Below are 20872 nucleotides of genomic sequence, written 5' to 3'. Positions count from 1 at the left end.
ATGCAACGCATCGATCACGACTTGCCATGGGGCAATCTCGGCACGCAGCGCACGCTGAGCGTGTTCCGCTTCGGTCAGGGCGAGCGCAAGGCTTACATTCAGGCCAGCCTGCACGCCGATGAACTGCCGGGCATGCGTACGGCCTGGGAATTGAAAAAGCGGCTGACGCAACTCGAAACCCAAGGCTTGCTCAAGGGCGTTATCGAACTGGTGCCCGTCGCTAACCCGATTGGCCTGGGGCAATTGCTGCAAGGCAATCATCAGGGGCGTTTCGAATACGGCAGCGGCAAGAACTTCAACCGCGATTTCACCGAGTTGAGCGAGCCTGTGGCCGAGCGATTGATGGGCAAACTGGGCGATGATCCTCACGCCAATGTGAAGCTGATCCGCCAGGCCATGGCTGATGTGCTCGACCAATTGCCGCCTGCGGGCAGCGAGCTGGCGGGTATGCAGCGGGTGCTGTTGCGCCATGCCTGCAACGCCGACATTGTGCTCGACCTGCATTGCGACACCGATGCCTCGCTGCACATGTATGCTTTGCCGCAGCACTGGCCGCAATGGCGTTCACTGTCGGCGCATCTGGGCGTCAGCGTCGGGTTGCTGGCCGAAGATTCAGGCGGCAGCTCGTTCGACGAAGCCTGTTCGTTGCCCTGGTTGCGCCTGAGCAAGCAGTTCCCCGAAGCGCAAATTCCATTGGCGTGCATGTCGACCACGCTCGAACTCGGCGGACAGTCCAACACCGGCAAGGCCGAAGCCGAGGCGTATGCCGAAGGCATTCTGGCGTTCCTCGCCGAGCAGGGGTTGATTGGCGGCGAGTGGCCGCAAGCGACTCATGACGCGTGCGAAGGCATGCCCTTCGAAGGCACCGAAATGATCTACGCGCCGCACCCCGGCGTGCTGACCTTCCTGCGCCCGGCGGGTGCCTGGGTCGAGCCGGGCGAGCCGCTGTTCGAAGTGATTGATCCGCTGACCGACCGCGTCACCACGGTCTGCACCGCAACGGCTGGCGTATTGTTCGCCATCGAAAAACTGCGTTACGCCCAACCGGGTTTCTGGATGGCCAAGGTGGCGGGACGTACCCCGCTGCGCAGCGGCCGCCTGCTCAGCGACTGATTACCTGTGAGAACCGAGAACATGAACAAACTGGAAATCCAGGACCTGCATAAATGCTACGGCAGTCACGAAGTGCTCAAAGGCGTTTCGCTGACCGCCAAAGCAGGTGACGTGATCAGCATCATCGGCTCCAGCGGCTCGGGAAAAAGTACCTTTCTGCGCTGCATCAATCTGCTGGAGCAGCCCAAATCCGGTCGCATCCTGCTCAACAACGAAGAGTTGAAGCTGGTGGCGAGCAAGGACGGCGGCTTGAAGGCTGCCGATCCGAAACAACTGCAGCGCATGCGTTCGCGCCTGTCGATGGTGTTTCAGCATTTCAACCTGTGGTCGCACATGACGGCGCTGGAAAACATTATCGAGGCGCCCGTTCACGTCCTCGGCGTGCCCAAAAAGGAAGCGCTGGAAAAGGCCGAACACTACCTGAACAAGGTGGGCGTGGCTCATCGCAAGGACGCCTACCCGGGTCATATGTCCGGGGGTGAACAGCAGCGTGTGGCGATCGCTCGCGCGCTGGCGATGGAGCCGGAAGTCATGCTGTTCGACGAGCCGACCTCGGCGCTGGACCCTGAATTGGTTGGCGATGTACTCAAGGTCATGCAGGCACTGGCTCAGGAAGGTCGCACCATGGTGGTGGTGACCCACGAGATGGGCTTTGCTCGCGAAGTCTCCAATCAGTTGATTTTCCTGCACAAAGGCTTGGTCGAAGAAAGCGGCGATCCCCGCGAAGTGTTGCTCAATCCGAAGTCGGAACGTTTGCAGCAGTTTCTCTCCGGCAGCTTGAAGTAGCGAAACGCGCCGTCCCGGACGGTGCGTTTTGCGTCAGAACAGTTCATGCTGCGCGTCACCTTGACCGCTGGCATGAACTGATAGCAACGGGTTCACTTCACACGCGCGGGCGTGTGACCCCTAACAGCGACACGTTTCGGATTGCACGCCATGACTGCCCATCGAATCGGATTTCTCATCTGGCCCGGCACCAAAGCCCTGACTCTGGCGCTGGCGGAGGAAGCCTTGCGTGTCGCTCAGCGCGTTCATCCCGAAGTCGCGTATGAGCTGACCTTCATGCACGCCGAGCCGGCGGAATCGAACGGCGGCTGGCAATTGCCGGGCGAGTCGTGGGTGGGGCGTCTGGAAGGGTGTCAGAAAGTGTTCCTGTTGGCCGACGAGCCTCCTGCGCCCATGGCGTCGGCACTCGCTGGCGCGCTGAAACAACTAGTGCGCGCAGGTTGTGTGATTGGTGGCTTGTCAGCGGGGGTTTACCCGCTGGCGCAGCTGGGGCTGTTGGACGGTTACCGCGCAGCCGTGCACTGGCGCTGGCAAGATGATTTCGCCGAGCGCTTTCCGAAAGTGATCGCCACCAGCCATTTGTTCGACTGGGACCGGGATCGTCTGACGGCCTGCGGCGGCATGTCGGTGCTGGACCTGTTGCTGGCCGTACTGGCTCGGGATCATGGCGCTGAATTGGCCGGAGCGGTTTCCGAGGAGCTGGTGGTTGAGCGCATCCGTGAAGGTGGCGAGCGTCAGCGCATTCCATTGCAGAACCGTCTGGGGTCGAGCCATCCGAAACTGACCCAGGCTGTGTTGTTGATGGAAGCCAACATCGAAGAGCCGCTGACCACCGACGAAATCGCCCAGCATGTGTGCGTGTCCCGTCGTCAACTGGAGCGCATCTTCAAGCAGTATCTCAATCGTGTACCGAGCCAGTATTACCTGGAGCTGCGTCTGAACAAGGCGCGGCAGATGCTGATGCAAACCAGCAAGTCGATCATTCAGATCGGCCTGTCCTGTGGCTTCTCCTCCGGCCCGCATTTCTCCAGTGCCTATCGCAATTTCTTTGGTGCCACCCCCCGCGAAGACCGCAACCAGCGACGCAGCAGCAGCCCGTTCGAGTTGTCGTCGGTTCCCGCCGAGCGCGGTTGACACCGACGGCGATTTGCCGAATTTGATTGCTGCCGGTGGCAACGGTCGCTGCTTCTGGCCGAAGGCCGTGCAAGCCGGCTCCCACAGGTTATTGCGCGTGCGTTGCGATCAAATCAAATCGACAGACCGCTGCTACAACGGCGCGCCAACGTTTAAACTGCGCCTTTCCGACGCTATTTGTCGCATTGCCGAAAGCCTCGGAAAAAGCCGGTTTTGCGCTATAAGAAGTTGTCGCTTGGCGGCAAGGCCGGGCTGAAATCAGTCCTTACAATCCTTCCATCGCTCGCCAGTCCCAGGCAGGCGTTCCTCTTCAGGAGACTCCGATGTCCGTTGAGCAAGTACCGGTGCAACGTGCCGATTTCGACCAGGTGATGGTCCCCAACTACGCCCCCGCAGCGTTCATTCCCGTGCGCGGCCAGGGTTCCCGCGTCTGGGATCAGTCGGGCCGTGAGCTGGTGGATTTCTCCGGTGGCATCGCGGTTAACGTACTGGGCCACGCCCATCCGGCGTTGGTCGGTGCACTGACCGAACAGGCCAACAAGCTGTGGCATGTCTCCAACGTCTTCACCAACGAACCGGCACTGCGCCTGGCCAGGAAACTGGTCGACGCCACGTTCGCTGATCGCGTGTTCTTCTGTAACTCCGGCGCCGAAGCCAACGAAGCGGCCTTCAAACTGGCCCGTCGTGTGGCCCATGACCTGTACGGCACCGAGAAGTACGAAATCATTGCTGCACTGAACAGCTTCCACGGTCGCACCCTGTTCACCGTGAGCGTCGGTGGCCAGCCGAAATACTCCGACGGTTTCGGCCCGAAAATCACCGGCATCACCCACGTCCCGTACAACGACCTGGCTGCACTGAAAGCGGCCGTCAGCGACAAGACCTGCGCCGTTGTACTGGAGCCGATTCAAGGCGAAGGCGGCGTGTTGCCTGCCGAACTGGAATACCTGCAAGGCGCGCGCAAACTGTGCGACGAACACAATGCGCTGCTGATTTTCGACGAAGTGCAGAGCGGCATGGGGCGCAGTGGCCATCTGTTCGCCTATCAACATTACGGCGTGACCCCGGACATCCTTTCCAGCGCGAAGAGCATCGGCGGCGGTTTCCCGATGGCGGCCATGCTGACTACTGACAAGCTGGCCAAGCACCTGTCGGTCGGCGTGCACGGCACCACGTACGGCGGCAATCCGCTGGCCTGCGCGGTGGGCGAGGCGGTGATCGACGTGATCAACACCCCTGAAGTGCTCAAGGGCGTCAAGGCCAAGCATGACCTGTTCAAGACGCGGCTTGAGAAGATCGGCCAGCAATACGGCGTGTTCAGCGAAGTGCGCGGTATGGGCCTGTTGATCGGTTGTGTGCTGACTGACGCCTGGAAAGGCAAAGCCAAGGACTTCTTCAACGCGGCCGAGCATGAAGGCGTGATGATTCTGCAAGCCGGTCCTGACGTGGTGCGTTTCGCGCCGAGTCTGGTGATCGAAGATGCCGATATCAACGAAGGTCTGGACCGTTTCGAGCGTGCTGTCGCCAAGCTGGCTGCGGCCTAACAGCGTCTGCATTCCATGTGGGAGCCGGCTTGCTGGCGAAAGCGGTGTGTCAGTAGACATCAATGTGTCTGGGTTGACGCCTTCGCCAGCAAGCCGGCTCCCACGGATCGCGCAAGTCTCACATTTTGTTTTCTCTCGCCGGGTAACCGGCCTGATTTTTTCCAAGGAGTGACACCATGCTGGTAATGCGCCCTGCGCAAATGGCGGATCTGAGCGAGGTCCAGCGACTCGCTGCGGACAGCCCGATTGGTGTCACGTCTCTGCCGGATGACGCTGGCCGTCTGGGTGACAAGATCGCCGCGTCCGAGGCGTCGTTTGCCGCCGAGGTCAGCTTCAACGGCGAGGAAACCTATTTTTTCGTGCTGGAAGACACCGAGTCCGGTCGGCTGGTGGGCTGTTCGGGGATCGTCGCCTCGGCGGGGTATTCAGAGCCGTTCTACAGCTTTCGCAACGAGACTTTCGTTCACGCCTCCCGCGAACTGAAGATTCACAACAAGATTCACGTTCTGTCCCAGTGCCACGACCTGACCGGCAACAGCCTGTTGACCAGTTTCTACGTGCTGCCCGAACTGGTCGGTACGTTATGGTCTGAACTCAACTCACGCGCCCGACTGCTGTTCGTCGCCGCGCACCCCGAGCGCTTCGCCGATTCGGTGGTGACCGAAATCGTCGGTTATAGCGACGAAAACGGCGACTCACCGTTCTGGGACGCCATCGGCCGTAACTTTTTCGACCTCAACTACGCCGAAGCCGAGCGTCTGTGTGGCCTGAAAAGCCGGACGTTCCTCGCAGAACTGATGCCGCATTACCCGATCTACGTGCCGTTGCTGCCGGACGAGGCCCAAGAGGCCATGGGCCAGGTGCATCCGCGTGCGCAGATCACCTTCGACATCCTGATGCGCGAAGGCTTTGAAACCGACCATTACATCGACATCTTCGACGGTGGTCCGACCCTGCATGCGCGGGTGTCCGGCATTCGCTCGATTGCCCAGAGCCGCGTGGTGCCAGTGAAAGTCGACCCGGTGGACAGCGGCGACGCCGTCAAGGGCGGGCGTCCGTATCTGGTCGCCAACAGCCAGTTGCAGGATTACCGCGCGGTGATGCTGGAACTCGACTGGGTGCCCGGCAAGCCGGTGACCCTGAGCGTGGCAGCCGCCGAAGCCCTGGGTGTCGGCGAGGGCGCCAGCGTGCGCATCGTCGCGGTCTGACGGTTTTGTTTATCGGTTGAGTCATCGGTGGCCGCAACGTACTGCGAAGTACTGCAAAAAAAGCGTCGCCGTGTCGCAGATTAGCGAGTTGGCCGGTTTCCCAGCGAGGGATCGGCATGAGGAGAAAGCATGATCGTTCGTCCCGTACGCAGCAGTGACCTTCCGGCGCTGATCGACCTGGCGCGCAGCACAGGCGCAGGCCTGACCACGCTGCCCGCCAATGAGGAGCGCCTGGCGCACCGGGTCGGTTGGGCCGAAAAAAGCTTCCGTGGCGAAGCCGAGCGGGGCGACACCGATTACCTGTTCGTGCTGGAGGACGACGACGGGCGTGTGGTCGGCATCTCGGCCATTGCCGGTGCAGTGGGCCTGCGTGAGCCCTGGTACAACTACCGCGTGGGCCTGACGGTCAGCGCGTCGCAAGAACTGAACATCTATCGCGAAATCCCGACGCTGTTCCTGGCCAACGACCTGACCGGCAACTCGGAACTGTGCTCGCTGTTCCTCCACGCCGATGCGCGCAATGGTCTTAACGGTCGTCTGCTGTCCAAGGCGCGGATGATGTTCATCGCTGAATTTCCCGAGCTGTTTGGCGCCAAGATCATCGCTGAGATGCGCGGCATGTCCGACGAGCAAGGCCACTCGCCATTCTGGGAAAGCCTGGGTCGTCACTTCTTCAAGATGGAATTCAGCCAGGCCGACTACCTGACGGGCGTTGGCAATCGCGCGTTCATCGCCGAGTTGATGCCGAAATTTCCGCTGTACAGCTGCTTCCTGTCGGAAGCGGCGCGCAACGTCATCGGGCGGGTGCACACCAGCACCGAGCCTGCGCTGACCATGCTCAAGGCGGAGGGCTTCAGCTATCAAGGCTACGTCGACATTTTCGACGCAGGCCCGGCTATTGAATGCGAAACCGGCAAGATCCGAGCAGTGCGTGACAGTCAGGCGCTGGTGTTGGCCGTAGGCACGCCGGGCGACGATGCGACGCCTTTCCTCATTCACAACCGCAAGCGCGAAGACTGCCGTATCACCGCAGCGCCTGCGCGTTTTGCGGCGGGCACGCTGGTGGTCGATCCGATGACCGCCAAACGCTTGCGTCTTACCGCAGGCGATCAGGTGCGAGCCGTGCCTTTGTCTCCAGCTCGGGAGGGTGTGTGATGTCGACTTTGTATATCGCCGGCACCTGGCAGGCCGGGCAGGGCGAGGCGTTCGAGTCGCTGAATCCGGTGACCCAAGAGGTGATCTGGACTGGGCAAAGCGCGACGACTGAACAGGTGGACGCTGCGGTGATAGCGGCGCGTCAGGCGTTTCCCGCGTGGGCGACCCGCACACTGGAAGAGCGCATTGTCGTGCTCGAAGCCTTCGCTGCCGCGCTGAAAACACGTGCCGATGAGATCGCTCACTGCATCGGCGAGGAAACCGGCAAGCCCCTGTGGGAGTCTGCGACGGAAGTGACCAGCATGGTCAACAAAGTCGCGATTTCGATCCAGAGCTACCGCGAGCGCACGGGCGAGAAAAGTGGTCCGCTGGGCGATGCCACGGCAGTGCTGCGGCACAAGCCCCATGGTGTGGTCGCAGTGTTCGGCCCTTACAACTTCCCCGGCCATTTGCCGAACGGGCACATCGTCCCGGCGCTGTTGGCGGGCAATGCGGTGGTGTTCAAGCCCAGCGAGCTGACGCCGAAGGTCGCCGAACTGACCGTGAAGTGCTGGATTGAAGCAGGCTTGCCAGCGGGGGTGCTGAACCTGGTGCAAGGTGCTCGGGACACCGGTATCGCGCTGGCCGCCAACGCAGGAATCGACGGCCTGTTCTTCACCGGCTCCAGCCGCACCGGCAATTCGCTGCATCAGCAATTTGCCGGTCGCCCGGACAAGATCCTTGCGCTGGAAATGGGCGGCAATAACCCGCTGGTGGTGGATCAGGTGGCCGATGTCGATGCGGCGGTGTACACCGTGATTCAGTCGGCGTTCATTTCGGCAGGTCAGCGCTGCACGTGCGCTCGTCGTCTTCTGGTGCCGCAAGGTTCGTGGGGAGATGCGTTCGTGACGCGTTTGGTAGAGGTCAGCAAAACCATTCAAGTGGGCGCGTTCGATGAGCAGCCCGCACCGTTCATGGGCTCGGTCATTTCCCTGCGTGCTGCGCAGGCACTGATCGATGCGCAAGAGCAGTTGCTGGCCAATGGCGCGATAGCGTTGTTGGAAATGACCCAGCCAGATGTTAACGCCGCGTTGCTGACGCCGGGCATTATTGACGTCAGCGACGTGAACGATCGGCCAGATGAAGAGCTGTTCGGCCCCTTGTTGCAGGTGATTCGGTACGTGGATTTCGATGCAGCCATCGCTGAAGCCAACAACACGCAATATGGCCTGGCGGCGGGGTTGCTCTCGGATTCGCAAGCGCGTTACCAGCAGTTCTGGCTGCAAAGCCGGGCGGGCATCGTCAATTGGAACAAGCAATTGACGGGTGCCGCGAGCACCGCGCCGTTCGGTGGTGTGGGGTCATCGGGTAACCATCGCGCCAGTGCGTATTACGCAGCGGATTATTGCGCGTACCCGGTGGCGTCGCTGGAGGCGGGGGCGTTGGCGTTGCCAGCAAGCCTGACGCCGGGCATCACATTGACTTGAGGGTTGACGCTTGATCTGTGGGAGCCGGCTTGCTGGCGAATGCTTCGGTCCAGATATATCAATGTCGACTGACACGCCGCCTTCGCCAGCAAGCCGGCTCCCACAGGTTTTGTGCAGCAGCAGTGCGAAACGAACATTGATGTTTATAAAAACAGATCCACGGAGCCTCACCGATGAAATCCTGTGAAGTCAACTTTGACGGTCTAGTGGGGCCAACCCACAACTACGGTGGGTTGTCCTACGGCAACGTCGCGTCCCAGAGCAATTGCCAGCAATCGTCCAACCCGCGCGAAGCCGCGTTGCAGGGGCTGGCGAAGATGAAAGCGCTGATGGACATGGGCTTCACCCAGGGCGTGCTGGCGCCACAGGAGCGTCCGGACGTCGCGGGTCTTCGCAAGCTGGGTTTCAGTGGCACCGATGCGCAGGTCATCCAGCGTGCAGCCAAAGAGTCCATGCCGTTGCTGGTCGCCAGTTGCTCGGCATCCAGCATGTGGGTTGCCAACGCGGCCACCGTCAGCCCGAGTGCCGACACCGCTGACGGTCGTGTGCATTTCACCGCCGCCAACCTCAACTGCAAATACCACCGCAGCATCGAGCATCCGACCACCAGTCGCGTGTTGGGCGCGATGTTCGCCAATCAGGCGCATTTCGCGCATCACGCCGCCTTGCCTGCCGTCGCCCAGTTTGGCGATGAAGGTGCGGCCAACCACACGCGCTTCTGCCGCAGCTATGGCGAGGCCGGGGTGGAGTTTTTCGTCTTCGGGCGTGCAGCGTTCGACACCCGCTTCCCGACGCCCCAGAAATACCCGGCGCGCCAGACCCTGGAAGCCTCGCAAGCCGTGGCGCGTCTGCACGGCCTGAGTGACGAGGGCGTGGTCTATGCGCAACAGAACCCGGCGGTGATCGACCAGGGCGTGTTCCATAACGATGTGATCGCGGTCGGCAACGGTGAAGTGCTGTTCTATCACGAAGATGCTTTTCTCAATACCGAGCATATGCTCAGCGAGTTGCACGACAAACTGAGTCGTCGCGGCGGGCGTTTCCAGGCCATTTGCGTGCCGCGCACTGAAGTGGGCGTCGAGGACGCCGTGCGTTCTTACCTGTTCAACAGCCAGTTGCTGTCGCGCCCGGACGGCTCGATGCTGCTGATCGTGCCGGAAGAATGCCGCAGCAACGAACGCGTCTGGCATTACCTGCAACGTCTGATGGCCGACGACAGCCCCATTCGCGAAGTGAAGGTCTTCGATCTCAAGCAAAGCATGCAGAACGGCGGCGGGCCGGCGTGCCTGCGTTTGCGAGTGGCGTTGAATGAAACGGAACTGGCGGCGGTCAATCCAGGGGTTATCATGACCGCGCCGCTGTACGACACGCTGACCCAGTGGGTGGACAAGCACTATCGCGATCGTCTGAGCGAAAGTGATCTCGCAGATCCCCAACTGCTGATCGAGTGCCGTACGGCGCTGGATGAACTGACACAGCACCTGAAACTGGGTGCGGTCTATCCTTTCCAGATCAATTGAGCCCTTTGCGACATTGCGTCTCGCCTGATTGGTGTCAGGCAGGCAATGTCTTCGCGTTTTAGAGAGAGAATTTTTGTCATGAGCGACGCCCTGCGTTTGATCCTTGAAGACACCGACGGCACCCAGCTGGAAACCTCCTGCACTCGCTTTGCCGTGATCTGGCAGGGCAAGGAAGTCTGGATTCAACAGGACGGTCGTGGCCAGTTGCTGATCGGCGTGGACGTCGAAGAGGGCGACACCGAGTACGCCAACCTGCTGTTGCGTCCGATGGCCACCAACCTGGTCAGCCTGCAACTGGAGATGGAAGCGGCTGACGCAGATGACGAAGAAGACGGCCACGTACACGGTCCGGACTGCAACCACTAAGCTTTAGCAGGAATCCGCCCCATGCTCGCCCTCGGCAAACTGCTTGAACTGACCCTGGCAGGTCGTGAACCCGCCGAAAAGACTCAACTGACCGTCGAAGGCGTGCGCATGCGCTGGCTGGCCGAGGGGGCGCTGGAAGTCCGGCCCCCCGAAGCGAAAGACAACGGCACTGACCTGCTGTTGTCCGCAGGCATCCATGGTAATGAAACCGCCCCCATCGAGCTGCTCGATGACCTGATCCATGCCATCGCCCGCAGCGAACTCAAACCTCGGACGCGGATTCTGTTTCTGTTCGGCAACCCCGAAGCGATGCGTCGCGGCGAGCGTTACATCGAACAGGACGTCAACCGGCTGTTCAACGGCCGCCACGAGCTGAGCAGCGGCAACGAAGCCATTCGCGCCTGTGAGCTGGAGCGTCTGGCGGCGAGTTTTTTCAACATTCCCGATCGCTATCGCCTGCATTACGACCTGCACACGGCCATTCGTGGCTCGAAGATCGAGCAATTCGCGCTGTATCCCTGGAAAGAAGGGCGCCAACACTCACGCCGTGAACTCGTGCGTCTGCACGGTGCGGGAATGGAAGCGGTGCTGCTGCAGAACAAGCCTTCGGTGGTGTTCAGCGCCTACACCTACGACAAGCTGGGGGCAGAGGCCTTCACCCTTGAACTGGGCAAGGCGCGGCCATTCGGACAGAACCAGCAGGTCGACCTGTCGCGCTTGCGAACGACGCTGATAAACCTGATTCAAGGCACCGAACCGTTGGTGGGTGATGAAATCGACGGGTTGAAACTGTTCAGCGTTGCCCGGGAAATCATCAAGCACAGCGATGCTTTCCGCCTGCATTTGCCCGCGGACATCGAAAACTTTACCAAGCTGGATAAAGGCTTTGTGCTGGCCGAAGATCTGGCCGATTCACGCTGGGTGGTGGAAGAAGAGGGCGCCCGCATCATCTTCCCGAACCCGAAGGTCAAGAACGGGCTGCGTGCAGGGATTCTGATCGTGCCGACGACGGATGAGCAGTTGGGCTGACAGAGCTCCGACGATTGTCTCGATCATTGTGGGAGCCGCCTTGGTGGCGAATACGTTGGTCCTGACACATCGATGTTGACTGACACACCGCCTTCGCCAGCAAGCCGGCTCCCACAGTAGTGCGTGTCGAGCCTATGAGTCATGTTCGGCGCCGACTTTGTGGGAGCCGCCTTGGTGGCGAAGGCAGTTGACGGGGCAACATAGAATCTTTCACAAAAAATGGCAGCACTCCTGAGAGCGCCGCCATTCCATCAACCTGCTGCTTTCTGCGGCTCTGCCAAACGGCGCACTGCACGCAATTTGGTCAGCGTATCGGCGCAGGTCTTCGCCGCTTCCTGACCCTTGTGCACGAAGTGGTTGAAGAAGTAGTTGTGGTGCTCTTCACCCGCGTGGAAATGGTGCGGGGTCAAAACCACCGAGAACACCGGCACCTCGGTTTCCAGTTGAACCTGCATCAAGGCGCTGATCACCGATTGCGCAACGAACTCGTGACGATAGATACCGCCATCGACCACCAGACCTGCCGCGACGACGCCGCCGTAGCGACCGGTCTTGGCCAGCAATTTGGCATGCAGGGGGATTTCAAAAGCGCCGCCGACTTCGAAAAAGTCGATATCGCTCTCGGCATAGCCGTGGTTGGCCATCTCGGCGACAAAGCCCTTGCGTGCCTGATCGACGATATCTTTGTGCCAGCAAGCTTGAATGAAGGCAATGCGCTCATGAGCGTGAATAGCGGTGGGTTGCATCTGTTCTGACTCCTGTTTAATGAAAAAACAGGGCGTTTGGATCGAAGGGGATGCCAGGGTACGGTCGTCAGCCATCCGGGTAAAACGCACCCGTGATGAGGCTGCGAGACGATCCTATGGTACCTATCCCGTTCTCTCTTCATCCGGACTATGACCGTCGGCTCTGGAATCACACCAGATCTGCTGACCTCCTGCACAGGCACAACCCTGCAAGAGCGCTCGCGGGCTAGACGCTTTGCACGCCATTACCGCCGGTGGGGAATCGCACCCCGCCCTGAGAACGTTACCGACGATTTCTCGTCGGCGTGCAGTTTGTAACACAGATTTTCAGAATGTGCATGGAGCCTTTTGGATGGGTTTCATCAGCTTTTCTTATAAGCGTGGCTTGGCAATCCCTGGCGCAGCCTTGATTATCTTCGGCTCAGACCTCAAGACTGAGGTTCAACCAGCTATCAGGGAGCTTCATCGTGACGGTTATCGATCTGCGCAGCGACACAGTGACCCAACCCACCGCAGGCATGCGCGAGGCCATGGCTCGCGCGCCACTGGGTGACGACGTGTATGGCGAAGACCCGACAGTCAATAAGCTGGAGTCGTGGTTGGCGCAGCGTCTTGGGTTTGCGGCGGCACTGTTCGTACCCACCGGCACCATGAGCAATCTGTTGGGCCTAATGGCGCATTGTGAGCGCGGTGACGAATACATCGTCGGCCAGCAGGCGCACACCTACAAATACGAAGGCGGCGGCGCGGCGGTATTGGGGTCGATCCAGCCACAACCGCTGGACAATCAGCCCGACGGTTCGCTCGACTTGAATGATGTGCAGGCCGCCATCAAGGCCGACGATTTCCATTTCGCTCGCACCCGTTTGCTGGCGTTGGAAAACACCATGCAGGGCAAAGTGCTGTCATTGGAGTACCTGAGAGCCGCGCGCACGCTGACGAGCGAGAAGGGGCTGGGCCTGCACCTGGATGGCGCCCGTCTCTATAACGCGGCGGTCAAACTGGGCGTCGATGCTCGTGAAATCACTCGCCACTTCGATTCGGTGTCGGTCTGCCTGTCCAAAGGACTGGGCGCGCCTGTCGGGTCAGTGTTGTGCGGATCGAGTGAGTTCATCGCCAAGGCGCGGCGTCTGCGCAAGATGGTCGGTGGCGGTATGCGTCAGGCCGGCTTGCTGGCCGCCGCAGGGTTATATGCGCTGGAGCACCAGGTGGAGCGTCTGGCTGAAGACCACGCCAACGCTGCGTTTCTGGGCAAGGCGTTGGGCGAGCTGGGTTTTGACGTCGAGCCGGTACAAACCAACATGGTCTATGTTCAGGTCGGTGAGCGAGCCGAGAAACTCAAGGCCTTTTGCGCTGAGCGGGGTATCGTCCTGAGCGCGGCGCCGCGTCTGCGCATGGTGACGCACCTGGATGCCTCGGCTGCGCAAATGGAGCAGGTGGTCGCGGCATTTGCCGAATTTGGCAGCCGATAGTCGCCCTATAAACCAATTGGCAGCTTCTATCGTACAAAGTGACTGTACCGTAGCTGCAACGCCTATATAATGCGGCCCTTTGCCGTCGTTTCGTCGAATGACGTTATGCACCTGGCTCCGGCCGCAGTTCCCGTGGAAGAACCTATGAAAAGCGCAGAAATCCGTGAAGCCTTCCTTCGCTTCTTCGAAGAGCAAGGCCACACCCGTGTAGCCTCCAGCTCCTTGATTCCGGGCAATGACCCGACCCTGCTGTTCACCAACGCAGGCATGAACCAGTTCAAGGACTGCTTTCTGGGTCAGGAGAAGCGGGCTTATACCCGTGCTGTCAGCAGCCAGAAATGCGTGCGTGCCGGTGGCAAGCACAATGACCTGGAAAACGTCGGTTACACCGCCCGTCACCACACCTTCTTCGAAATGCTGGGTAACTTCAGCTTCGGTGACTATTTCAAGCGCGATGCGATCACCTTCGCCTGGACGTTCCTGACCTCCGAGAAATGGCTGAATCTGCCCAAGGAAAAGCTCTGGGTCACGGTCTACGCCACGGACGACGAAGCCTACGACATCTGGACCAAGGAAGTCGGCGTGCCGGCCGAGCGCATGGTTCGCATCGGTGACAACAAGGGTGCGCCGTACGCGTCCGATAACTTCTGGACCATGGGCGATACCGGCCCGTGCGGTCCGTGCACCGAGATTTTCTACGATCACGGCGCTGACATCTGGGGCGGCCCGCCCGGTTCGCCAGAAGAAGACGGCGACCGCTACATCGAGATCTGGAACAACGTTTTCATGCAGTTCAACCGCACTGCCGACGGCGTGCTGCATCCGCTGCCAGCGCCATCGGTGGACACCGGCATGGGCCTGGAGCGGATCAGCGCCGTATTGCAGCACGTGCATTCGAACTACGAGATCGATCTGTTCCAGAGCCTGCTGTCCGCTGCCGCCAAGGCCATCGGTTGCACCAATGACAATCAGCCGTCACTGAAAGTCGTGGCTGACCACATTCGTTCCTGTGGCTTCCTGATTGCCGATGGCGTGCTGCCATCAAACGAAGGCCGTGGCTACGTGCTGCGTCGCATCATTCGCCGCGCTTGCCGTCATGGCAACAAACTGGGTGCCAAGGGCAGCTTCTTCTACCAGATCGTCGCGGCGCTGGTGGCCGAAATGGGCGAAGCGTTCCCTGAGTTGAAATCCCAACAGGCGCACATCGAGCGCGTGTTGAAAGCTGAAGAAGAGCAATTCGCCAAGACCCTGGAACAGGGCCTGAAGATTCTCGAACAGGATCTGGCTGAACTGAAAGGCACCGTGGTGCCGGGCGATGTGGTGTTCAAGTTGTACGACACCTACGGTTTCCCGATGGACCTCACCGGCGACATCGCCCGTGAGCGCAACCTGACCCTCGACGAAGTTGGCTTCGAGCGTGAAATGGACGCCCAGCGTGAGCGCGCGCGTTCGGCCAGCGCCTTTGGCATGGACTACAACAGCCTGGTCAAAGTGGACGTCGCCACCGAGTTCACGGGTTACCACGCGACGCGCGGCGACGCGAAAGTTGTGGCTATCTATAAGGAAGGCCAGTCGGTTCAGCAGTTGAACGAAGGCGAAGAGGGCGTGGTGATCCTCGATCGGACCCCGTTCTACGCGGAATCGGGTGGTCAGATCGGTGACTGCGGCTATCTCTCTGCCGGTGCTGCGCGCTTTGACGTGCGTGACACCACCAAGACCGGCGGCGCATTCCTGCACCACGGCGTACAAGCCTCGGGCAGCCTGTCGGTCGGTACTGCCCTGCAGACCGAAGTCGCTGCTGACGTACGCAAGGCCACTTCGCTGAACCACTCCGCCACTCACTTGCTGCACGCTGCATTGCGTCAGGTGCTGGGTGATCACGTTCAGCAGAAAGGCTCGTTGGTCGACAGCCAGCGCCTGCGCTTCGACTTCAGTCACTTCGAAGCGATCAAGCCTGAGCAGATCAAAGCGCTGGAAGACATCGTCAACGCTGAAGTGCGCAAGAACACCGCCGTCGAAACCGAAGAAACCGACATCGACACCGCCAAGAAGAAGGGCGCCATGGCGCTGTTCGGCGAGAAGTACGGCGACACCGTTCGCGTGCTGAGCATGGGTGGCGACTTCTCGGTGGAACTGTGTGGCGGTATCCACGCGGATCGTACCGGCGACATCGCGCTGTTCAAGATCATCAGCGAAGGCGGCGTGGCCTCTGGCGTGCGTCGTATCGAAGCGGTGACCGGTGCCGTTGCGCTGGCGTATCTGAATACCGCTGAAGAACAACTGAAGGAAGCCGCGAGCCTGATCAAAGGTAATCGCGACAACCTGCTGGACAAGCTGACCGCTGTCCTGGAACGCAATCGCCTGTTGGAAAAACAACTGGAACAACTGCAGGCCAAGGCGGCCAGCGCGGCGGGCGACGATCTGTCGAACGCTGCGGTGGACGTCAAGGGTGCCAAGGTCCTCGCTGCCCGTCTCGACGGTCAGGATGGCAAGGCGCTGCTGGCGCTGGTGGACCAGTTGAAGAACAAACTCGGCCGCGCAGTGATCCTGCTCGGCGGTGTGCATGAGGAAAAGGTCGTGCTGGTGGCGGGTGTCACCAAAGACCTGACTGGCCAACTCAAAGCCGGTGATTTGATGAAGCAAGCGGCTGCCGCCGTGGGCGGTAAAGGTGGCGGTCGTCCTGATATGGCACAAGGCGGTGGCGTTGATGCCGCAGGCCTGGACGCAGCGCTTGCGCTCGCGGTTCCGTTCGCCGAACAGGGAATTTAAGTCGACCCATCGCAGCCTTCTTCAAAGGGAGGCTGCGGCGCTACGCGGTTTGAATGTTTAACGGGCGCCCTTACGGGCCGAGGCGGCTTTGAGATGGCTTTAATCGTACAGAAATTTGGCGGCACCTCCGTGGGCTCGATCGAGCGCATCGAGCAGGTGGCCGACAAAGTCAAAAAATTCCGCGAGTCGGGCGATGACCTGGTAGTGGTGCTGTCCGCCATGAGCGGCGAGACCAATCGCCTGATCGATCTGGCCAAGCAGATCAACGGCAATCCGGATCCTCGTGAGCTGGACGTGATCGTTTCCACCGGCGAGCAGGTCACCATTGCCCTGCTGGCCATGGCCCTGATCAAGCGCGGTGTGCCTGCGGTGTCCTACACCGGTAATCAGGTGCGCATCCTGACCGACAACGCGCACAACAAGGCGCGTATCCTGCAGATCGACGATCAGAAAATTCGCGCTGACCTGAAAGCCGGTCGAGTGGTCGTGGTTGCAGGTTTCCAGGGGGTCGACGAAAACGGCAATATCACGACCCTGGGCCGTGGCGGCTCCGACACCACTGGTGTGGCCCTGGCTGCGGCGCTGAAGGCAGATGAATGCCAGATCTACACCGACGTCGATGGTGTCTACACCACTGACCCGCGTGTGGTGCCTCAGGCTCAGCGTCTGGAAAAGATCACCTTCGAAGAGATGCTGGAAATGGCCAGCCTCGGTTCCAAGGTGTTGCAGATCCGCTCGGTGGAATTCGCCGGCAAGTACAACGTCCCGCTGCGCGTGCTGCACAGCTTCAAGGAGGGTCCGGGTACCCTCATTACCATCGATGAAGAGGAATCCATGGAACAGCCGATCATTTCGGGCATCGCCTTCAACCGTGACGAGGCCAAGCTGACCATTCGTGGCGTCCCTGACACTCCAGGCGTTGCTTTCAAGATTCTGGGCCCGATCAGCGCCGCGAACATCGAAGTGGACATGATCGTGCAGAATGTTGCGCACGATAACACCACCGATTTCACCTTCACCGTGCACCGCAACGAGTACGAGAAGGCTCTGAGCGTGCTGGAAAATACCGCGAAGGAAATCGGTGCACGCGAAGTGATCGGTGACACCAAGATTGCCAAGGTCTCCATCGTTGGCGTCGGCATGCGTTCTCACGCGGGCGTTGCCAGCCGCATGTTCGAGGCATTGGCCAAGGAAAGCATCAACATTCAGATGATCTCCACTTCTGAAATCAAGGTTTCGGTCGTGATCGAAGAGAAGTATCTGGAACTGGCCGTGCGCGCGCTGCACACGGCGTTCGAACTCGACGCTCCCCGCCAGGGCGAGTAAGAGGTGAAGCAAAAGGCGCGGTCGAGACCGCGCCTTTTGTGTTTCTGACGTGCACGAGAAAACTGATTTTTTCCCGGCGCTAGTCAATACTCAGGGTGCTGGCCTGTTGCCGCTTGCGGCGCGGGCCGATGCCTTTCGGTTGTGCAGACTGCAGTCCCTGAATTGAGGTTGAGGAGATAGGTATGCTGATTTTGACCCGTCGGTGCGCGGAGAGCCTGATTATTGGTGACGGTGAGATCACCGTGACCGTGCTCGGCGTTAAAGGTAATCAGGTACGAATTGGGGTCAATGCGCCCAAGGAAGTGGCTGTTCACCGTGAGGAGATCTACCTGCGCATCAAGAAAGAGAAGGACGAGGAACCAAGCCATTAATTTTATTTGAATTTTTGGTTTGCAAACGGGGAAAAGGGTGGTTATTATACGCCCCGTGTTGCGGAGAGCTGGCCGAGTGGCCGAAGGCGCTCCCCTGCTAAGGGAGTACACCTCACAAGGGTGTCGGGGGTTCGAATCCCCCGTTCTCCGCCATTATTTGCGTAGTACGTTGTAATCTGGCTTCTTCTGTAAGTTGTTGAAATTACTAGAAAAAGTGCTTGACCAAGAGATTTAACGGCCTATAATGCGCGGCAACAAATGCACTCGTAGCTCAGCTGGATAGAGTACTCGGCTACGAACCGAGCGGTCACAGGTTCGAATCCTGTCGAGTGCACCATTTAAGCGTTACTTGTAGTGATACAGGTAGTAGCTTTAAGAAAGAGCCTGGCTTCAACAGGTCTTCGGAAGCACCACTCACTTCCAGAAGTAAAATGCATTGACCAGAGGTGAGCTGGTTTAACAAGCGCCAATTGCACTCGTAGCTCAGCTGGATAGAGTACTCGGCTACGAACCGAGCGGTCACAGGTTCGAATCCTGTCGAGTGCACCATAAAACGAAAAGCCCGCATGCAAATGCGGGCTTTTTGCTTTTCTACGGTTTGCTTTTTGAGCGGCCGCTTTTTACGCAGCCGTGTTCGTCAAACGTGACCTGCCGGCTTCGTCCCTTCTTTTCGGCGTAGACGTAACGCACCTCGCCGTTGCGGCCAATGATCTTGTCCGGTTTCCCCAGCAGGCTCTCCACGTCCCGTTTCGTCATGCCCGTTGGCGTTTGCTGATTGATGATCGCCTTGCGTCGCAGCTCCGGGCTGAGCACGTTTCCACAGCCATCGTCGCGTTGCCCGACAATCACTAGCTCATTGTTCGGCACTTTTGCTGATGGCTTGCTGTGAGGCGGCGAGGGAAGGCGTGTTCCGGGAGGTGGGCTATTCGCGTTTTGCGAGCTGGCGGATTGACCGAAGGGGCAGCTCAAGGTCGTGAAGGTGACGTGGCCGCGTTCGTCTTCGCAGCGGTTGACCGTTGTTGCCCACGTACACGCAGGCAGAAAAAACAGCGCAGCAAAAATGGCTTTGCGGGTGTCGAAGCGCATGATGCAGTCCTCCTTGACGGGATGTCAGAGGAGGCTAGCCAGATGTATTTTTTTCGGCGAGCGTGTTTTCTTCTCGGGATGTGACGTCGTAGCAATAACGACTCGGACAATGCTTAACATTGTGTTGCAAGCGATTGTTCCGCGTTGAATTTTTAACATGCAGACCCGGCAAGCGGTGTATCATTGCGCCCGTCAGCCCCGCCGGGGCTTGTGGAATACCTCCATGGACTTACCCAGTAGCAACTTAGAACCAAGCTGTACCAATCAAGAATCGACTGATTGATCTTCCGGCGTGCTCCACTGCTGGGAGTGGAGTTCGCCTATGACCGAAGTAGAAGTAAAGAAAACGCAGGAAAGCCTTCAGGATCGCCTCGCTCAAGTCGTTGATCTGCTGCAGCGCCAGCGTGTTGTCGAGGACCTGACCCATCGCCAGGAAGGCCAGCACCAGGACCGTGTTGAAAATCTGGTTCACCGGCAGAATCTGGTCGAGCTGCAACGCAAGCTCGATGATCTGCACTCCGCCGACGTCGCCTATATTCTCGAAGCCTTGCCTGTTGAGGACCGTCTGACGGTCTGGCAACTGGTCAAGGCCGAGCGCGACGGTGACATCCTCCTCGAAGTGTCCGACTCCGTTCGTGAAACGCTGATCGCCGACATGGACGATCACGAGCTGTTGGCCGCTGCCAAGGAAATGGACGCGGACGAACTCGCCGACCTCGCGCCGGAATTGCCGCGCGACGTCGTACATGAATTGATGGAAGCGCTGGACAGCCAGCAGCGTGAGCGTGTGCGTTCAGCGCTTTCCTATGATGAAGAGCAAGTCGGCGCCTTGATGGACTTCGAGATGGTCACCATCCGCGAAGACGTCAGCCTCGAAGTGGTTTTGCGCTACCTGCGTCGCCTCAAGGAGTTGCCGGGTCACACCGACAAGCTGTTCGTGGTCGATTACGACGGGGTGCTCAAGGGCGTGTTGCCGATCAAGCGCCTGCTGGTCAACGATCCTGAAAAACAGGTATCGGAGGTCATGGCCAGTGACCCTGTGAGTTTTCATCCGGATGGCGATGCGTACGAAGCTGCGCAGGCTTTCGAGCGTTATGACCTGATTTCCTCGCCCGTTGTAGACAAGAACGGCAAGCTGATTGGCCGCTTGACCATCGACGAAATGGTCGACCTGATTCGTGAAGAGAGCGAGTCCGAAGTCCTTAACATGGCCGGTTTGCGTGAAGAAGAAGACATCTTCGCTTCGGTATGGCGCTCCTTGCGCAACCGTTGGTCCTGGCTGGCGGTCAACCTGATCACGGCGTTCATCGCATCGCGTGTGATCGGCCTCTTTGAAGGCTCTATCGAGAAGCTGGTCGCGCTCGCGGCCCTGATGCCGATCGTGGCCGGGATTGGTGGCAACTCAGGCAATCAGACCATCACCATGATCGTTCGCGCGATGGCGCTGGACCAGGTGAGCACCGGAAATACGTCACGCTTGATGCGCAAGGAGCTGGGTGTCGCATTGGTCAACGGCCTGATCTGGGGCGGCGTGATTGGTGTTGTGGCTTACATGCTCTATCACAGCTGGTCGCTGGGTGTGGTGATGACGGCAGCGATGACGCTTAACCTGTTGCTGGCCGCCTTCATGGGGGTATTGATTCCGATGACGCTGGCCCGGCTGGGGCGTGATCCGGCGATGGGTTCCAGTGTCATGATCACAGCCATGACTGACAGTGGCGGCTTCTTCATTTTCCTGGGACTTGCGACGTTGTTCCTGCTCTAACGTTGTGAGACAAAGC

Annotated in this window: 17 protein-coding genes, 3 tRNA genes and 1 riboswitch; of the genes, 18 read left to right on the top strand and 2 right to left on the bottom strand. The window is 59.5% G+C overall.

What is annotated here, in order from left to right:
* From ACI5GA_RS07395 to astE, 10 genes are all read left to right on the top strand, one after another.
* The gene (locus ACI5GA_RS07395) at nucleotides 1-1113 is read left to right on the top strand and encodes a succinylglutamate desuccinylase/aspartoacylase family protein (protein WP_421422399.1); all 1113 of its coding nucleotides are present in this window, start codon (nucleotides 1-3) and stop codon (nucleotides 1111-1113) included.
* 21 nt (nucleotides 1114-1134) lie between these two features.
* Nucleotides 1135-1899, top strand: coding sequence for an ABC transporter ATP-binding protein (locus ACI5GA_RS07390; RefSeq protein ID WP_404631364.1), 765 nt, complete (start codon nucleotides 1135-1137; stop codon nucleotides 1897-1899).
* Nucleotides 1900-2049: 150 nt separating this feature from the next.
* Complete coding sequence (gene argR, locus ACI5GA_RS07385; protein WP_404631362.1) at nucleotides 2050-3033, top strand: transcriptional regulator ArgR; 984 nt, start codon at nucleotides 2050-2052, stop codon at nucleotides 3031-3033.
* A gap of 323 nt (nucleotides 3034-3356) precedes the next feature.
* Nucleotides 3357-4577 (top strand): aspartate aminotransferase family protein, encoded by a 1221-nt coding sequence (locus ACI5GA_RS07380; RefSeq protein WP_404631360.1) that lies wholly within the window; start codon nucleotides 3357-3359, stop codon nucleotides 4575-4577.
* A gap of 176 nt (nucleotides 4578-4753) precedes the next feature.
* On the top strand, nucleotides 4754-5785 hold the full coding sequence (aruF, locus tag ACI5GA_RS07375) for an arginine/ornithine succinyltransferase subunit alpha (protein ID WP_404631358.1): 1032 nt from the start codon (nucleotides 4754-4756) through the stop codon (nucleotides 5783-5785).
* A gap of 129 nt (nucleotides 5786-5914) precedes the next feature.
* The gene (gene astA / locus ACI5GA_RS07370; protein WP_404631356.1) at nucleotides 5915-6940 is read left to right on the top strand and encodes an arginine N-succinyltransferase; all 1026 of its coding nucleotides are present in this window, start codon (nucleotides 5915-5917) and stop codon (nucleotides 6938-6940) included.
* On the top strand, nucleotides 6937-8406 hold the full coding sequence (astD, locus tag ACI5GA_RS07365) for a succinylglutamate-semialdehyde dehydrogenase (protein ID WP_404631354.1): 1470 nt from the start codon (nucleotides 6937-6939) through the stop codon (nucleotides 8404-8406). Before astA ends, astD begins: the two co-directional genes overlap by 4 nt.
* Nucleotides 8407-8579: 173 nt before the next feature.
* Nucleotides 8580-9926: an N-succinylarginine dihydrolase gene (gene astB / locus ACI5GA_RS07360; RefSeq protein ID WP_404631352.1), complete on the top strand. Its 1347-nt coding sequence runs from the start codon at nucleotides 8580-8582 to the stop codon at nucleotides 9924-9926.
* 78 nt (nucleotides 9927-10004) lie between these two features.
* The gene (locus ACI5GA_RS07355; RefSeq protein ID WP_404631350.1) at nucleotides 10005-10292 is read left to right on the top strand and encodes a topoisomerase II; all 288 of its coding nucleotides are present in this window, start codon (nucleotides 10005-10007) and stop codon (nucleotides 10290-10292) included.
* Between the two features lie 21 nt (nucleotides 10293-10313).
* The gene (astE, locus tag ACI5GA_RS07350) at nucleotides 10314-11321 is read left to right on the top strand and encodes a succinylglutamate desuccinylase (RefSeq protein WP_404631348.1); all 1008 of its coding nucleotides are present in this window, start codon (nucleotides 10314-10316) and stop codon (nucleotides 11319-11321) included.
* Between the two features lie 251 nt (nucleotides 11322-11572).
* On the opposite strand, the gene ACI5GA_RS07345 is transcribed toward astE, so the two are convergent.
* Nucleotides 11573-12067, bottom strand: coding sequence for a 6,7-dimethyl-8-ribityllumazine synthase (locus ACI5GA_RS07345; RefSeq protein WP_404631346.1), 495 nt, complete (start codon nucleotides 12065-12067; stop codon nucleotides 11573-11575).
* Between the two features lie 126 nt (nucleotides 12068-12193).
* Nucleotides 12194-12353: riboswitch (FMN riboswitch) on the bottom strand.
* Between the two features lie 181 nt (nucleotides 12354-12534).
* Here ACI5GA_RS07345 and ltaE point away from each other — a divergent pair.
* From ltaE to ACI5GA_RS07310, 7 genes are all read left to right on the top strand, one after another.
* Entirely contained in the window at nucleotides 12535-13539 is a 1005-nt protein-coding gene (gene ltaE, locus ACI5GA_RS07340) for a low-specificity L-threonine aldolase (RefSeq protein ID WP_404631344.1), read from the top strand.
* 144 nt (nucleotides 13540-13683) lie between these two features.
* Nucleotides 13684-16308 (top strand): alanine--tRNA ligase, encoded by a 2625-nt coding sequence (alaS, locus tag ACI5GA_RS07335; protein WP_421422398.1) that lies wholly within the window; start codon nucleotides 13684-13686, stop codon nucleotides 16306-16308.
* Nucleotides 16309-16401: 93 nt separating this feature from the next.
* A complete protein-coding gene (locus tag ACI5GA_RS07330; protein WP_404631340.1) occupies nucleotides 16402-17634 on the top strand; it encodes an aspartate kinase in 1233 nt (410 codons plus the stop codon).
* Between the two features lie 182 nt (nucleotides 17635-17816).
* A complete protein-coding gene (gene csrA, locus ACI5GA_RS07325) occupies nucleotides 17817-18005 on the top strand; it encodes a carbon storage regulator CsrA (protein ID WP_002554426.1) in 189 nt (62 codons plus the stop codon).
* Nucleotides 18006-18067: 62 nt separating this feature from the next.
* Nucleotides 18068-18158, top strand: a tRNA-Ser gene (locus tag ACI5GA_RS07320).
* A gap of 107 nt (nucleotides 18159-18265) precedes the next feature.
* A tRNA-Arg gene (locus tag ACI5GA_RS07315) sits at nucleotides 18266-18342 on the top strand.
* Nucleotides 18343-18477: 135 nt separating this feature from the next.
* Nucleotides 18478-18554: transfer RNA gene (locus ACI5GA_RS07310), tRNA-Arg, on the top strand.
* 42 nt (nucleotides 18555-18596) lie between these two features.
* Here the strand turns inward: ACI5GA_RS07310 and ACI5GA_RS07305 are convergent.
* A complete protein-coding gene (locus ACI5GA_RS07305) occupies nucleotides 18597-19091 on the bottom strand; it encodes a DUF4124 domain-containing protein (RefSeq protein ID WP_404631337.1) in 495 nt (164 codons plus the stop codon).
* Nucleotides 19092-19413: 322 nt separating this feature from the next.
* On the opposite strand from ACI5GA_RS07305, the gene mgtE reads away from it, so the two are divergent.
* Complete coding sequence (mgtE, locus tag ACI5GA_RS07300) at nucleotides 19414-20856, top strand: magnesium transporter (protein WP_404631335.1); 1443 nt, start codon at nucleotides 19414-19416, stop codon at nucleotides 20854-20856.
* The last annotated feature ends 16 nt before the right edge of the window (nucleotides 20857-20872 follow it).

It is taken from the genome of Pseudomonas sp. Pseu.R1 (assembly GCF_045764065.1).
GTDB lineage: Bacteria > Pseudomonadota > Gammaproteobacteria > Pseudomonadales > Pseudomonadaceae > Aquipseudomonas.
The sequence above is the reverse complement of the archived record's forward strand: the minus strand, read 5'-3'. Positions and strand labels throughout refer to the sequence as shown.